The 14,501-nt window shown below is 56.8% G+C and carries 15 protein-coding genes; 10 read left to right on the top strand and 5 right to left on the bottom strand.

Features of this window, described 5'->3' with window-relative positions:
* The first annotated feature begins 89 nt into the window (after positions 1–89).
* Together GRI41_RS04080 and GRI41_RS04075 are read left to right on the top strand one after the other, a co-directional pair.
* Entirely contained in the window at positions 90–890 is an 801-nt protein-coding gene (locus GRI41_RS04080; RefSeq protein WP_160603484.1) for an enoyl-CoA hydratase/isomerase family protein, read from the top strand.
* Positions 891–922: 32 nt separating this feature from the next.
* Positions 923–2,035, top strand: coding sequence for an NADH:flavin oxidoreductase (locus GRI41_RS04075; RefSeq protein WP_268893179.1), 1,113 nt, complete (start codon positions 923–925; stop codon positions 2,033–2,035).
* A gap of 18 nt (positions 2,036–2,053) precedes the next feature.
* On the opposite strand, the gene GRI41_RS04070 is transcribed toward GRI41_RS04075, so the two are convergent.
* The 3 genes from GRI41_RS04070 to GRI41_RS04060 form a co-directional block, all read right to left on the bottom strand.
* Complete coding sequence (locus GRI41_RS04070; protein ID WP_160603483.1) at positions 2,054–2,284, bottom strand: biotin/lipoyl-containing protein; 231 nt, start codon at positions 2,282–2,284, stop codon at positions 2,054–2,056.
* Between the two features lie 124 nt (positions 2,285–2,408).
* Positions 2,409–3,452 (bottom strand): NAD(P)H-dependent amine dehydrogenase family protein, encoded by a 1,044-nt coding sequence (locus GRI41_RS04065; protein ID WP_160603482.1) that lies wholly within the window; start codon positions 3,450–3,452, stop codon positions 2,409–2,411.
* A 49-nt stretch (positions 3,453–3,501) separates the two neighbouring features.
* Entirely contained in the window at positions 3,502–5,151 is a 1,650-nt protein-coding gene (locus GRI41_RS04060) for an MFS transporter (RefSeq protein WP_160603481.1), read from the bottom strand.
* Positions 5,152–5,343: 192 nt separating this feature from the next.
* On the opposite strand from GRI41_RS04060, the gene GRI41_RS04055 reads away from it, so the two are divergent.
* From GRI41_RS04055 to GRI41_RS04045, 3 genes are all read left to right on the top strand, one after another.
* On the top strand, positions 5,344–6,141 hold the full coding sequence (locus GRI41_RS04055; RefSeq protein ID WP_160603480.1) for a helix-turn-helix domain-containing protein: 798 nt from the start codon (positions 5,344–5,346) through the stop codon (positions 6,139–6,141).
* A gap of 82 nt (positions 6,142–6,223) precedes the next feature.
* Complete coding sequence (locus GRI41_RS04050) at positions 6,224–7,414, top strand: aromatic ring-hydroxylating oxygenase subunit alpha (RefSeq protein WP_160603479.1); 1,191 nt, start codon at positions 6,224–6,226, stop codon at positions 7,412–7,414.
* A complete protein-coding gene (locus GRI41_RS04045) occupies positions 7,411–7,773 on the top strand; it encodes a hypothetical protein (protein WP_160603478.1) in 363 nt (120 codons plus the stop codon). Before GRI41_RS04050 ends, GRI41_RS04045 begins: the two co-directional genes overlap by 4 nt.
* Here GRI41_RS04045 and GRI41_RS04040 read toward each other — a convergent pair.
* A complete protein-coding gene (locus GRI41_RS04040; protein WP_160603477.1) occupies positions 7,770–8,237 on the bottom strand; it encodes a VOC family protein in 468 nt (155 codons plus the stop codon). The genes GRI41_RS04045 and GRI41_RS04040 overlap by 4 nt on opposite strands.
* 166 nt (positions 8,238–8,403) lie before the next feature.
* Between GRI41_RS04040 and GRI41_RS04035 the strand changes: the two genes are divergently transcribed.
* From GRI41_RS04035 to GRI41_RS04015, 5 genes are read left to right on the top strand one after another with little or no spacing between them, the layout of a single operon-like run.
* A complete protein-coding gene (locus GRI41_RS04035) occupies positions 8,404–9,192 on the top strand; it encodes an SDR family NAD(P)-dependent oxidoreductase (protein WP_160603476.1) in 789 nt (262 codons plus the stop codon).
* 18 nt (positions 9,193–9,210) lie between these two features.
* The gene (locus GRI41_RS04030; RefSeq protein ID WP_160603475.1) at positions 9,211–10,212 is read left to right on the top strand and encodes a zinc-dependent alcohol dehydrogenase; all 1,002 of its coding nucleotides are present in this window, start codon (positions 9,211–9,213) and stop codon (positions 10,210–10,212) included.
* 31 nt (positions 10,213–10,243) lie between these two features.
* Entirely contained in the window at positions 10,244–11,158 is a 915-nt protein-coding gene (gene cysD, locus GRI41_RS04025) for a sulfate adenylyltransferase subunit CysD (RefSeq protein WP_160603474.1), read from the top strand.
* On the top strand, positions 11,158–13,065 hold the full coding sequence (gene cysN / locus GRI41_RS04020; protein ID WP_160603473.1) for a sulfate adenylyltransferase subunit CysN: 1,908 nt from the start codon (positions 11,158–11,160) through the stop codon (positions 13,063–13,065). The genes cysD and cysN overlap by 1 nt, the downstream gene beginning before the upstream one ends.
* A complete protein-coding gene (locus GRI41_RS04015) occupies positions 13,062–13,817 on the top strand; it encodes a 3'(2'),5'-bisphosphate nucleotidase CysQ (RefSeq protein ID WP_235901051.1) in 756 nt (251 codons plus the stop codon). Before cysN ends, GRI41_RS04015 begins: the two co-directional genes overlap by 4 nt.
* Here GRI41_RS04015 and GRI41_RS04010 read toward each other — a convergent pair.
* Positions 13,814–14,464, bottom strand: coding sequence for a TetR/AcrR family transcriptional regulator (locus GRI41_RS04010; RefSeq protein ID WP_328600509.1), 651 nt, complete (start codon positions 14,462–14,464; stop codon positions 13,814–13,816). The two genes, GRI41_RS04015 and GRI41_RS04010, sit on opposite strands and share 4 nt — an antisense overlap.
* Between the last annotated feature and the right edge of the window lie 37 nt (positions 14,465–14,501).

Raw genomic sequence — 14,501 nt, 5'->3', positions numbered from 1 at the left:
CTGTAAAGCCGCATGAGCAAGCATTATCGCCCCTGCGACGTTCGCATATCGCTCGGGCGTGTTAAGCGGGGTCAAGGAGAGCCCGAACGATGTCATCCAGCCAGCCTGAACTCGAAACGATTGCCTTTTCCCGGTCCGGCAGAGCGCTGAAGGTTTGTTTGAACCGTCCGGCGTCGCTCAATGCGTTCAATCTTGAAATGCATGACGAATTGCCACGCGCTCTGGAATTTGCGGCCAACGACCCGTCTTCTGACGTGATCATCCTGACCGGCGCCGGGAAAGCCTTCTCTGCCGGCGGAGATTTGGAACACATCGCCCGCAACGCTGCGGAGCCGGAACGGTTCGATCACGAAATCGCAATGGCAAAAGAAATCGTCGAGCGACTGATCGGTTTGGAAAAGCCGGTGGTTTGCCGCCTGAACGGGCACGCCATCGGACTTGGCGCCACGATCGCGCTGCTCTGCGATATCATCATTGCCGCAGACGGAGCCAAAATTGGCGATCCGCATGTGAATATCGGGCTGGTCGCTGGTGATGGAGGCGCGATTATCTGGCCGCACCGCATTGGCCTAACCCGTGCCAAGGAATTCCTGCTGACTGGAGAACCGATCACGGCCGAACAGGCAGTGAAGATAGGACTAATCAGCCGCTCTGTTCCACTGCAACAGCTTGACCAATCTGTAGACGATGTCTGCCAAAGCCTGTTGTCCAAACCCCAATTCGCACTGCGACGGACCAAAGCTCTTTTGAACATGGAACTGAAGCGGTTGTCGCACACTTTGTTGGACCCGGGTTTGCGCTGGGAAGCGGAATCGGTTCGCGATCCGGATCATGCCGAAGCAATCGCGGCACTGCGCGAAAAGCGAAAGCCCAATTTTCATCGCGACTGAGCAACCAATCACATATCAATCGGAGAACTTCATTGACCAATACATCCGCGCTGTTCGAACCATTCCAGCTGAAATCGCTGCGTATGAAGAACCGGATTGTTATGGCCCCCATGACCCGTTCGTTCGCGGAAGGCGGCATGGTCGGTGCGCCGCAACAGGCATATTACCGCCGGCGGGCCGAAGGCGAAGTTGGATTGATTGTGACCGAGGGGACGGTTGTCGACCGGCCTGCCTCGCGCAACGAAGCGGGCGTTCCTTATTTCCATGGTGAAGCGCTCGATGGCTGGGCCAATGTGGTGAAGGAAGTTCACGATGCCGGCGGATTGATCGCGCCTCAGATCTGGCATGTTGGCGCTGTCAAAAGCCTGACAACGGATTTCGAGCCCGATGCCCCGTTTGAAAGTCCTTCCGGCCTTTTGGCGCCGGGCAATGAACGCGGTGTGGTCATGAGCGAAACGGATGTCACCGACACAATCGCTGCCTTTGCCAAAGCCGCAAGCGATGCAAAACGGCTCGGCTTCGATGCGCTAGAAGTGCATGGTGCGCACGGATATCTGGTCGATCAGTTTTTCTGGTCAGGCACAAATTTGCGAACCGACCGCTGGGGTGGAGCAAGCCTGCGCGACCGGACTGCATTCGCTGCCGAAATGATCCGCGCAATCCGCAAGGCGGTTGGCGAGGACTTCCCGCTCATTCTCCGCGTGAGCCAATGGAAACAGCAGGATTTTGAAGCCCGGTTGGCTCTTTCGCCCGATGAAATGGCAGATTGGTTGTGCCCGCTGGTCGAAGCGGGGGTAGATATCCTTCACTGCTCTCAGCGACGCTATTGGGAAGCCGAATTCCCCGAACTTGACGGGGAGAAAGGCCTGAACTTTGCCGGATGGGCCAAGAAACTGACCGGTGCCGCAACGATAAGCGTCGGGTCGGTCGGCCTCTCGAGCGACTTCATCAACGTCTTCAACGAAGACACATCTACGCCCGCAGCAATCGACGGCCTTGTGGAAAGGATGGAGAAAGAGGAATTTGATCTGATCGCGGTTGGCCGGACACTGATCGTCGAGCCCGAATGGCCACGCAAAATTCGCACAGGCAAGTTTGACGGCTTCAGGCCGTTCAGCCGAACAGACCTTTATACGCTCGACTAGGCCGGGAGGGTGTTTGCCCTATTCGATATAGCCGAGAACTTCGCCGACCGGATAGACTTTGCCTTCTTCCGCGATGACTTTCAGCTTACCCGAAGCCGGTGCTTCAACTTCATTGGCTGATTTGTCTGCGTCGAGCAGGTAAAGGATTTCGCCTTCTTTCACCTCTTCGCCGTCACCGAACATCCATTCGGCGACCATGCCTTCGGTCATTGAAAAACCAATTTTGGGAAGCAAAATTTCCGTCGCCATGTTCGTTAGCCCTAGTCTTTATGAATTGCTCTTGGTCAAGCGATGCCGCTTCGCTGGGTGAACGGCAAGTCGGATATGCGGCACTGCACCAATCATCGTCAACGCGATGCAGCACCAACAATGCCTACTTCGCGAAATTCGCAATGACCTGACCAAGCGATACGGTCGTCGCAATTCCGCTAGCCGCCTCGCAAACTGCGGGGATTGCATTTACCGCCCGATGCGCGGTGAGACCCGGGGTGAATGCGGCGTAATCTTCCGGCGCAACCGGGAAGCTGACGCTAACATCCAGTGGAGTATCGCCCGATATCTGCACCCGCCAGCCGGAATCGCGCAGTTCCCAATCTGTGTTTTCGATTTTGTTGGTGGCGTACCAATTGGCTCTGAACCGAAGCCGCGGAATACCTTCTGCCATGCCGGTCACAACAATCCGTTGCGCGGCGACAGTTCCTTTGCCGATTGTGCCTGCAGAAACTTGCACGTCTTGCGTGGCTTTGGAGACCTGTTTTTCGGCCAACCACTGATCGATATCGATGCCAACCGCATCAGCAAGCTGCGCCAAAGAGCCGGCGAAATCGGCTTTGATATGTTCGATCTGCCCTGTGTCGGTCGAGAAGTCTTCACTGCCAAAACCCATAAAACCAAACAGCAGTTCGGGTGAATTGCGCGAGCCAAGATCTGCGAATTCGTCAATGGTCAGACAATCGAGCCGCCGTGAAAGCGATAGCAGTGGAACGGGAAACGCTTCGGTTATGAAGCCCGGGCTCGATCCGGTGGAATAGACAGTCGCATTGCCTGATTGGCAGGCGGCTTCTATCAAGCCGCGCTGCGCCGCATCCATGAGCTTGGGGCAATGAAAGTCGCCGCGCGTGGTGACAACATTCTTACCCGAAGCGAGCAATGCGGTCAGCGCCTCCATATCTGTGGCTTGCGGCATGTAGAGCACGCAATCGGCATCCAGGCGGACGATTTCGTCCAACGAATTGGTCGCCAAAACACCCGATTTCCCGTCAACTCCGCACAATTCCGCAGCATCGCGGCCGACCTTGTCAGGTGAATGGACCCACAGTCCGACAAGTTCCATCTGCGGGTGTTCTATCACCGCGCGAAGGGCCCGCGTGCCAATGTTCCCGGTTGCCCATTGTACAACTTTCAACTTGTCGGACATGCTCAAATCTCCACGCTAATACGCTTAAAAAAATCGGCTGCTTTTTTGATCAGGGCGCAATTGTCATTTGTCGATCTTTCTTCGGATCGACGCTGTCATGCTTCCACCTTACCGATCCGAAAGGCCGGTCCAGCTTCCGGCGGACGATGGGGGGACAGTCTTTCACCAGAAAAACCGATACGTCTTGCTGCCCGGCAACGTCTGCTGCGGTGTGGCGGTCTCTGATACGCAGATAGTCGGCCCAGGTCGGACACGAATATCGTTCAGTCCAAAGGCCGGGATCGGCAATGTCACGAGACAGCGACCAGTCATATCCGCCATTGCGCAAGCGCAACGGCCGTAACTTCAGCGCCGCGTCGTAAAACTCGCGGGCGTCATCGGGATCGACACGATAGTCAATTTCGATGACGACCGGTCCGGACCGTAGCGTGATAGGCAGCGCAATATCCGGTTCAAATCCGATCGAAACCGTCTCAGCTGTGTCGTTCGATTTCTCTTCTATCGGCAGCAACCAGGATATTAGCGGCAATATTGCCATCATCACGCCGGAGGCTACGACCGCGGTGGTCACCGAAGTCTCGTTCGCCAGCACGCCCCATGCCCACGCGCCAACGGCAATGCCGCCGGTCATACTGGCGCCAAAAAGTGACAACGCCCGGGCGAGAACCCAGCGCGGGGCGGCCAGTTGCACTGTCACATTATACAGCGCAATGACCAACATATTGGCAGTGCCAATGGCGAACATTGCAACACAGGTCAGGAACAGGTTCTGACTGGTCGCCGCGATCATAAGGGCCGCGGCGGTCACCAGCATCATTGCCGAGGTGACTATATCGGTCTTCCATCTGCTGCGCGCCCAGGAAACCATCAGCGCCCCCACAACCGCCCCTGCCCCGCTTGCACCCAAGAGCACTCCATAGGTCGAGGCATCGCCGTTCAGCATATCGCGCGCAATCAGCGGGGCCAGCGCCGCTGCGGTCGCCCCTGCAAAACCGAAAGCAGCGCACCTCACCACAATCTTTCTGAGCAAGGGCGAATGCGAAACATACCGCGCGCCGGAGACCATTGCCCGGCCAACTCCCTCTGGCGGTAATCGCGGAATGATCGCTTGTCTGCGCCAAAGCAGAAAGGCGAAAAGGAGTGGCAAATAAAAGATTGCGTTCACCGCGAACGCAGCCTGCGCGCCAAAGGCAAGCACGATCAGTCCGCCCAAAGCCGGGCCGAAGCTGCGTGCCAGATTATAGCTGATCGAACCGAGCGCGATCGCCGCGGGGAGATTATCCGGGCTGACCTGTTCGCTGATCGAAGCCTGCCATGCCGGGCTGTAGAGCGAAACCCCGCTGCCAATCAGAAAGCAGAATGCCAGGATCGTCCAAGGTGAAAGAAGGCCGGAATAGGCGAGGACGGCATGCAATGTCGCAAACACACCGGCAACCACCAATCCGGCAATTGCAACCTTGCGGCGGTCGAACATGTCGGCAAGCGCGCCAGCAGGAACAGAAGCCAGCATCAGCGGTAGCATGAGCGCGGTTTGTACCAAGGCAACCATCGCTGGCGAATCGGTAAGCCGGGTCATCTCCCATGCAGCCCCGACACCCAGAATCAGTTGACCGAGATTGCTCAGTACACTCGCGCTCCAGACCCGGCGGAACAAGGTTTCGCCCAGGGGTGCCAGCGGCTTGAAAAGTGGGATTCGCAAAAGCTTCACCGAATATTTGTGTCCAACATCTTCGAAGCATGAATGCCTAAGACACTCGATTCCCTTCGAAGTTTCCGGCCTCTATATCGCCCGAGCGACACAAAAACGAGAGGGTCTCATTTTTTTCTTGACGGTACGGAAGGTTTAGTCAACACTCCTGTTCATTAGATAAAACGAATGGGAGAGATTCGGATGCCGGCAACACAGTCAAACAAGGCAAAAATCGCCAAGCGAGTCGTCGAGGTCCTCGATTACTTTGACCACGAGCACCAAACCGCAACCGTCATGGACATTGTCCGTCGTTACGGTCGGCCGCAGTCGAGCACTTCCGAGCTGCTTTCCAGCCTTGTTGAACTCGGCCTACTCTACAAAGATCTGGAAACCCGTTCCTACACACTGACGCCGCGCGCCGCGATTTTGGGCTCTCTTGCACAGCCCGATTTCGTTCGTGATGGACGCCTCAACCGGTTGGTTGACCGGCTGGCTGAACAAACACACGTCTCGGTCGGTATCTTTGGTGTCGTCGGTCTCGAAAGCCAAATCTTCTGCTGGCACAATGGCGAGCCACCGCTCAAATCGAGCAATCCCAAAGGCATCTTTGGCGGTATGCAGGAACACCTGACAAATACCGCTGCCGGCCTTTTGCTCCTTTCCACTATCGAAAAGAGCCGCCGCGAAGGGATGATCCGCCGCCTCAATGCAGAAGCGAGCGATGAGAACAAATTCGACTATCGGGAGATGGTCGAAAAAGTCGAACGCGCCCGCGATTGCGGTTTTGCAATTGGCCGGATGGGTTACGGCTCTATCGCCGATTGCTGCGCGGTCTTGATCCCCGGCAATGGGGAGACACGTCCGCTCGCACTCGGCCTTGTTTACGAGCCGGGCGAAAGCGCCAATCCGGAGGAGTTCATTGCAATGCTCCGCGATGCAGTGCGTGAGTGCGAAACCAGCACTTATGACGAAGGCGAGATTTTCTCGGCAGCTGCGTAGAAAACGCGCCAATCGGACTTGGCACTTTACCGGCTCTGTTTGAACCAGCCGAAATTGGCCTTCACAAGGTCGGAGCAGATCGATGAACGCTGAAAGCAAAGCCTTTGAGCAGGTTTCGCAAGAACGTGTCGCGTTCTTGGGCACGCGCCCCATTCCGGCGAAACCCTATTACGATGCTGACTGGTTCGAACTGGAACGCGAGGCCGTTTTCCGGCGTAGCTGGATGTGCGTCGGCCATATCTGCGAAGTGCCGGAGAAAGGCAGCTTTATCCGCCGCGAACTGGAGGTGCTGAAAGCGTCGCTGCTGATCGTCAGAGGCAAAGATGAAAAGCTTCGCGCGTTTCACAATGTCTGCACCCATCGGGGAACACAGCTGGTTGAAGAGGCGCAGGGGAAGCGCACCCGGTTTTCTTGCCCCTATCACATGTGGACGTTTGGGTCCGACGGTGAACTGGTTTCCGCTCCGGACTTTGAGCAATTCCATGTCGCCAAAGAAGATTGCGCGCTCAAACAGGTGGCGCTTGAAGTCATTGCCGGGCTGATCTTTGTCAATTTTTCCAAGGAACCCGAAGCTCTTAGTGACCAATTGGGGGACCTTGTCACCCAGATGGAGTCGTTGCCCGTCGCCCGCGCCACGACATTCAGCGAATATGTTTATGAAATCGATGCGAACTGGAAGCTGACTTACGATAACTTCCAGGAAAATTATCACCTGCGGTTTATTCATCCGCGCAGCGGCGGGGCGGCTTGCGGAAAAGACAATCCGTTCGGCTATCCCGCTGAAGTCGATTTTCACGGTGACCATCGAACCCAGACCATCTGGAGCAACCCCGATGCTTCCGCGCCAGCGGTGCAGGAACTTGGATTTGGCCGGACGATCCCCGCAGCGATGGAAAAAGGCCTCCTGAACACCGATGCCGGGCGGAAATATTTTGCTCTCTTCCCCAGCTTCTTCATGTTCGGCACGCCGGTCCAGAACTTTGTTCATGTGGTCTATCCGATAAGCGCGGAGAAATCGCGGGGCGTGATCCGCCTCTATTGGGTCGATGAGGATGGCAGCGCGAGCGAGCGTTTTGGCCGCGAGGCAATTATGGTCACCGCGCACGATGTTCACTGCGAAGACACCGCCGTGATCGAAGCCGGACAGCGCGGAATCTCAAGCGGCGCGCTAGAGCACATCCACATGCAGACGCAGGAATCGCTGTGCCGGCATTTGTTTAATGTCGTCGAAGAAAAGGTGCACGCCTACCAAGCAGAGCGAAACGGGTCATGAGCCGGAAGCTCCCGAAGGGTTTCGAAGCGCTTGAGCCGTTTATTGCAATTTGGTCAGCAAACACGGCTGCACAGCGCGACAATCTGCGCACGACCGTTCCGGCACAGCAGCGCGCCGCGTTTCATCGGGTGATTGCCCCATTGGCCAATCAGGCCTTGGACCAGCTTGATGAAAAAGGTTTGGCGAATTTCGACGCCGCGGACGAGAATTTGATGCAGCTTTTGCTGGCCTATGCCCATGTCGGCCATGCCGAGGAGGTTCAAGGGTCGGACGAAGCAAAGCACGCTGCCACCCGTCCGCGCTTGCGGTTTACGCGAGCACCCGCTGATCGTGCGACGAATGCGGATAGCTTGCCCTAGCGACCGCCCAATTGCGCCCAGCGTTCTGGCGAAGCCCATACATATTCGGTGTAATGGCCCAACCAATCGCGCGTATCGATATAGCAGAATTGCAAATGTTCGGCTGATCCGCCGCGAAGCACCACCTCAAAAGGCTGCGCCTCGATATATCGCATAAGATCATCCCAATCATCGACGCGGTGACACACATGATGGAACACGAGACTGTCGTCGTCGGGCAAAGCGTCGGAATAGAGCGACAGAACATCGCCGCTTACCGGCTGGATCAGCTCGTAGTTCAAATCTTCGACCCAGATAAAGGCCAGTTTCTGCTTGCCGGTGCCATCGCCCTGCGGTGTCCATAGCGGCACTTCGACTTCGGTTTCTATCACCAGACGCGGATCGCAATGATCCTGGAAGCGCTTGACCCCGGCTGCGATATCGCGGGTGACGTAGGCGTTCTGATAGTGCTGTCCAATTGCCATGAATACTCCGTGGTTAGCGCCGAAACTTCGGCCCATTTAGCATCGCCGTGGCGGTCAAGTCCCGCCTCGTGGCGGATTGTGGAACAGTGATCGCAACCGCGATGTAGCCAAGGCTAGTCAGCGGCTGTGCAGCGCGCCATGATACGTCCGCAAACTGGAGGATTTAATGGCGTCTGATCTATTTGACTGTGTTGGCAAAGTGGCTCTCGTTACCGGTGGTAATGGCGGCATCGGACTTGGCTTCGCGAGAGGTATCGCCAAACAAGGTGGATCGCTCGCCATCTGGGCGCGCAACGAAGAAAAGAACGCAGCGGCAAAGCAGGACCTGCTCGATGCCGGTGCGCAGCGCGTCGAAACATATGTGGTCGACGTTTCTTCTGAAGAAAACATTCTGGCGGGCTATGACAAATTGCTCGCGGATTTCGGAAGGGTCGATTGCGTTTTTGCCAATTCCGGCGGGCCTCCGGGATTCAATTCTGTTTTCGACATGCCTACCGATGCGTGGCACAAGTTTCTGGATGTCGCGCTGCACGGCGCATTCATTACTTTGCGTGAAGGTGCACGCCACATGGTCGCCCGCGCCGAAGGCGGTGAGCCGGGTGGCAGCCTCGTCGGCTGCGGCAGCTTGTCGCTGTTCCGCGGCCTGCCGGGAAAGCAGAATTATGCTGCTTCCAAATGTGCTGTCGCCGGCGTGATCCGCTGCATGGCGGCAGAATTTGGCAAGCATCAGATCCGCGCGAATGTCGTGGCGCCAGGGCTCATCATGACGCCGATGATGGGCGGAGAGGCCAATGAAAAGGCAATGGCGGAAATGTTCGGGCCCAAAATGCCGATCGGGCGGGTTGGATACCCCGAAGATTTTGAAGGCGTCGGTGCCTTCCTGGCGTCCGACGCATCTTCGTTCATGACAGGCCAAACGCTGACGATCGACGGCGGCGATATGATCGCGGGTTAAACCCCAAGGGAACAAGCAATGAAACTGCTGAACATTCACGATGTAAATAGCGTGGCTCTTGATGAGTATGAACGCCCCGAAGCAGGGCCGAGGGATGTCGTCGTCAAAATGAAAGCCTGCGGCATTTGCGGCAGCGATCTATCCTATATCAAGAATGGCGGAATTCCGGGGCCAGGCAAGCCAACGCCGTTGGGGCATGAAGGCTCGGGAGAGATCATGGAAGTCGGATCGGAAGTTGACGGACTTTCGGTTGGTCAACCGGTGATCGTCAACCCGATGAACACGCCAAGCTTCATCGGGAGCGGTGGGCCGGAAGGCGCATTTACAGAGGAACTGCTGGTCCGCGATGCGCGGCTGAATGACAGTATTTTGCCGATCCCGGCGGATATTCCCTTTGATGTCGCCGCGATGTGTGAGCCGCTTGCCGTAGCGCTGCATGGCGTCAACCGCGCCGAAGTCGGCAAAGGTGACAAGATCGCGATTTTCGGATGCGGTCCTATTGGCCTGGGAATGGTGATGTGGGCGATTGATCGCGGGTGCGACGTTATCGCACTGGATCTGGCCGAAAGCCGCTTGGAGCGCGCGCGACAGCTGGGCGCGAAAACGATCAATCCGGGTTCGGAAGATGTGCAAGCACGGATCAAGGAGCTCCACGGGAGCCATACATATTTCAATCGCGAGCGCGCTGATACCGATGCCTACATCGACGCCGCTGGTGCCCCCTCCATTCTCGCAGACGTTGTTACGATGGCGAAGAAACATGCACGCCATGTTATCACCGCGGCCTATCTGAAACCGATAGATTTGCCCGCCGGAGCTATGCTGACGAGTGAAATGACGATCACCACAGCGGTCGGATATCCCGACGAATTTCCGCAAGTGATTGCGGCGATGCCGCGTCTCAAGGACACCATTGCTTCGCTTATCAGCCATCACCTTCCGTTCGAAGAAGTAATCGAGGGCCTGGAAATCGCGGCCGATCCGCAATCAGCCAAGGTCATGATCGAATTCAACGCATGACCCCCTACCGATTCAGAAGAAAGCAAGCTGCATGAACGCGCCACTGACCCATTTGCAAAGGCTCGAAGCCGAAGCGATCCATATCATGCGCGAGGTGGTCGCCGAGGCCGAGAAGCCCGTCATGCTCTATTCGATCGGCAAGGACAGCGCGGTGATGCTGCACATTGCCAAGAAGGCTTTTGATCCTTCGCCGCCGCCCTTCCCGCTGTTGCATGTCGACACGACATGGAAATTCAAGGCGATGTATGATCTGCGCGAAAAGAGCGCGAAGGATGCGGGAATGGAGCTTCTCGTGCACCGCAATCCTGAGGCGGAGGAAGCAGGAATAAATCCCTTCGACCACGGTCCGCTCCATACCGATATGTGGAAGACCCAGGGGTTGAAGCAGGCATTGGACAAATACGGCTTCGATGCGGCTTTCGGGGGAGCGCGGCGCGACGAAGAAAAAAGCCGGGCGAAAGAGCGCGTGTTCTCTTTCCGCACCGCCAGCCATGGCTGGGACCCCAAAAACCAGCGGCCTGAGCTGTGGAATCTCTACAATGCTCGCAAAAAGAAGGGCGAGAGCATTCGCGTTTTTCCGATGTCGAATTGGACCGAGCTCGACATCTGGCAATACATCCATCTCGAAAATATCGAGATTGTCCCGCTCTATTATTCGGCCAAACGTCCAACGTTCGAGTATGAAGGCGGGCTGTTCATGGCGGACGATATCGACCGTCTGGAGAAAGTTCTGGGCCACCGCCCCGAGATCACCGAACGGTCCATCCGCTTCCGAACACTCGGCTGCTTCCCGCTTACCGGAGCGGTAGAGAGCGAAGCCGCGACGCTGCCCGAAATTATTCAGGAAATGCTTTTGACGACAACTTCTGAACGGCAAGGGCGGGTAATCGACAAGGATTCGGGAGACGCGTCGATGGAGAAGAAGAAGCAGGAGGGCTACTTCTGATGTCGAGCGAAATTTACAAAACCGAAGACCTCATTGCTGAGGATATCGACGCTTATCTCGAAAAGCATCAGCACAAGACCATGCTGCGGTTCATTACTTGCGGAAGTGTGGATGACGGCAAATCGACGCTGATCGGCCGGCTGCTCTACGATTCCAAGATGATTTTCGAGGACCAGTTGGCGGCACTCGAAACCGACAGCAAGAAAGTGGGAACGCAGGGACAGGAAATCGACTTTGCGTTGCTGGTCGATGGTCTGGCCGCTGAACGTGAACAAGGTATCACGATTGACGTAGCCTATCGCTTTTTCGCGACAGAGAATCGCAAATTCATCGTCGCGGATTGCCCGGGGCATGAACAATATACCCGCAACATGGTGACTGGCGCGTCCACTGCTGATCTGGCGGTAATCCTTGTGGATGCGCGCAAGGGCGTGCTCGTCCAGACCAGGCGGCACAGCTTCCTTTGCCAGAAGCTGGGCATTCGAAACATTGTGCTGGCAGTGAACAAGATGGACCTGATCGATTACGATCAGGACAAATACGACACCATTGTTGCCGATTATGCTGCCTTTGCCGATGAAATCGGGATTACCGATTTTACTGCCATGCCGATTTCCGGCTTCAAGGGCGATAATATCACCGCTCCCTCGGCCAACACTCCCTGGTACAAAGGGCCGCCGCTTGTTGCCCATTTGGAAGCGGTAGAGATCAATGCAGCACATGACGCCGAATTGCCGCTGAGCATGCCGGTTCAGTGGGTGAACCGCCCGAATCTCGACTTTCGCGGGTTTTCCGGATTGATCGCTACCGGGGCTGTGAAACCCGGCGATCCCGTGCGGGTTCTCCCATCGGGCAAGACAAGCACGGTCAAATCCATCACCACATTCGACGGAGACCTGGACGAAGCACAGGCAGGTCAATCGGTGACCATTTGTCTGGACGATGAAGTCGATTGTTCAAGGGGTGATGTGATCGCGGCGGCGGATGCCCCACCCGAAGTGTCCGACCAGTTTGAAGCCACGATCGTCTGGCTGGATGATGAAGCAATGCTTCCGGGGCGTGCCTACCAGATGAAGCTGGCTAGCCAGACAGTTTCAGCAACGATTGCGGAGCCGAAATACGAAATCAATGTCAACACGTTGGAACATCTGGCGGCAAAGACGCTTGATCTCAACGCGATCGGCGTTGCCGAGGTAACCACTGACAAACCGGTGATTTTCGAACCCTACAGCGAAAATCGCGCGCTCGGCGGTTTCATCCTGATCGACAAAATTTCCAATCGCACGGTTGGCGCAGGAATGCTACATTTCAGCTTGCGGCGCGCGCAGAACGTCCATTGGCAGCCAACCGCGGTCACACGGGAAGAGCATGCAAGTCTGAAGAACCAGAAACCGCTGGTTTTGTGGTTCACCGGGCTTTCCGGATCGGGCAAATCGACCATTGCCAATGAAGTCGAAAAAGCTCTCAACCTGATGAACCGGCACACGTTCCTTCTCGACGGTGACAATGTCCGCCATGGGCTGAACAAGGATCTTGGTTTTACCGATGCCGACCGGATCGAGAATATCCGTCGTATCGGCGAAGTCACCAAGCTGATGGCGGATGCGGGCCTGATAGTGCTCACTGCTTTCATCAGCCCCTTCCGTGCAGAGCGCCAGATGGTGCGCGACATGTTGCCCGATGGCGAGTTCATCGAAATCTTTGTCGACACCCCTCTCGAAGTTGCCGAAGAACGCGATGTAAAAGGGCTCTACAAGAAAGCGCGCGATGGGCAGCTCAAGAACTTTACGGGGATCGATAGCCCCTATGAACCGCCTGAAAATGCGGACATCACAGTCAACACGGTCGAAATGTCTCCCGCCGAAGCGGCAGAATTCATCGTCCGCAAGATTACGCCGCTCAAATGACTGATGATCCAAGCACCATGAGCGATGCCGCTCTCGCCGCCGCCCTGGCTCAAGCTGCGGGCCAATTGTTGATCGACGTCCGGAAATCCGGACTGATCGAAGGAAAGGCGCTGGGTAAGGCGGGCGATCAGACCGCGAACCAGTTTCTGATCCATGCCTTGCAGCATTTGCGTCCAGATGACGGCCTGTTGTCAGAAGAGAGCAAGGATACCGAAGAGCGCTTGTCCAAGGAGCGAACCTGGATCATCGACCCTGTCGACGGGACGCGCGAGTACGGGGAAGCGCGAACAGACTGGGCCGTGCATGTGGCATTATCCATCGGCGGAATGGCGGAGATTGGCGCGGTCGCTCTGCCCGGACTGGATCTGGTCCTGCGCACCGATCAACCCGCGCCTTTGGCCGAAGCTGCCAATGTTCCGCGACTGGTGGTGAGCCGGACACGTCCTGCCAAAGAAGCAGTGGAAGTGGCCAAACGCATTGGCGGTGAATTGGTGGAAATGGGTAGCGCCGGCGCCAAAGCGATGGCCATCGTGCGCGGTGAGGCGGAAATCTATCTCCATTCGGGCGGGCAGTATGAATGGGACAGCTGCGCCCCCGTCGCAGTCGCGCTGGCCCACGGATTGCACTGTTCCCGCATTGACGGCTCGCCGCTGGTGTACAACCAGCGCGATGTTTACATGCCCGATCTTCTGATTTGCCGTCCTGAATTGGCAGAGCAAGTGCTTGCCGAAGTGCAGGACATCCACGCCTAGCGCGATAGCGACTTTACACAAAACGCGACCAATTGGTCTGCCAATTTTTCCCGTTCCGCGCGGTCTGATGCCGTGTTTCCGGGATCAAGCAATTCGGTCTGCACAGTCGTTGAAACCAAATTATAGATGAAACGCGCAGATCGCGAAGGGTCTGCGCTGTGCCATTGCCCCTCGCCGATCCCCTCTTGCACAACCTGCATGATCAGGTCGATCAAAGGTTTGGTCGCGCGTCGCAATTCGGCCGGGCGTTCCTGCGCAAGCCGCATATGTTCGCGGCTGAAGGCCGCGCCGCGCCGATCTCTTTGCGGGCTGGTGCCTTCGACCTCCACCGCGCCGCGAACCGAAATCGTCCGGATGATCAGGTCAAGCCGGTCGACGGGCCCATCCAGCTCGCGACCCGTTTTCTTCATCAGCGCGGCAGCATCGGATAGCGATGCCTCGAACAGCGCCAGCACCAGATCATCCTTGGTCGCGAAAAGATCATAGAATGCCCGGCGCGCCAGCCCTGTGCGGGAAAGAACCGCACGGATCGTCAGACCATCGAGACCGCGCTCCAGCAACAGATCGTTCGCCGCTGCAACAATCGCCGCACGCTTGTCTGCGACAGCCGGGAGTTGCTCCGCCGAGGCGATATCTATGTCATGCACAGCTCACCTCCTACGGTTTCGCTCTTTCCTTTCCCGT

Source organism: Pontixanthobacter aquaemixtae (assembly GCF_009827395.1).
GTDB classification, from domain to species: domain Bacteria; phylum Pseudomonadota; class Alphaproteobacteria; order Sphingomonadales; family Sphingomonadaceae; genus Pontixanthobacter; species Pontixanthobacter aquaemixtae.
The sequence above is the reverse complement of the archived record's forward strand: the minus strand, read 5'-3'. Positions and strand labels throughout refer to the sequence as shown.

Bases quoted from the DNA above. Each gene is read 5' to 3' on its own strand.
- GRI41_RS04080 (WP_160603484.1), top strand. From the start codon at position 90: ATGTCATCCAGCCAGCCTGAACTCGAAACGATTGCCTTTTCCCGGTCC.
- GRI41_RS04070 (WP_160603483.1), bottom strand. From the start codon at position 2,284: ATGGCGACGGAAATTTTGCTTCCCAAAATTGGTTTTTCAATGACCGAA.
- GRI41_RS04065 (WP_160603482.1), bottom strand. From the start codon at position 3,452: ATGTCCGACAAGTTGAAAGTTGTACAATGGGCAACCGGGAACATTGGC.
- GRI41_RS04055 (WP_160603480.1), top strand. From the start codon at position 5,344: ATGCCGGCAACACAGTCAAACAAGGCAAAAATCGCCAAGCGAGTCGTC.
- GRI41_RS04050 (WP_160603479.1), top strand. From the start codon at position 6,224: ATGAACGCTGAAAGCAAAGCCTTTGAGCAGGTTTCGCAAGAACGTGTC.
- GRI41_RS04045 (WP_160603478.1), top strand. From the start codon at position 7,411: ATGAGCCGGAAGCTCCCGAAGGGTTTCGAAGCGCTTGAGCCGTTTATT.
- GRI41_RS04040 (WP_160603477.1), bottom strand. From the start codon at position 8,237: ATGGCAATTGGACAGCACTATCAGAACGCCTACGTCACCCGCGATATC.
- GRI41_RS04035 (WP_160603476.1), top strand. From the start codon at position 8,404: ATGGCGTCTGATCTATTTGACTGTGTTGGCAAAGTGGCTCTCGTTACC.
- GRI41_RS04030 (WP_160603475.1), top strand. From the start codon at position 9,211: ATGAAACTGCTGAACATTCACGATGTAAATAGCGTGGCTCTTGATGAG.
- cysD (WP_160603474.1), top strand. From the start codon at position 10,244: ATGAACGCGCCACTGACCCATTTGCAAAGGCTCGAAGCCGAAGCGATC.
- cysN (WP_160603473.1), top strand. From the start codon at position 11,158: ATGTCGAGCGAAATTTACAAAACCGAAGACCTCATTGCTGAGGATATC.
- GRI41_RS04015 (WP_235901051.1), top strand. From the start codon at position 13,062: ATGACTGATGATCCAAGCACCATGAGCGATGCCGCTCTCGCCGCCGCC.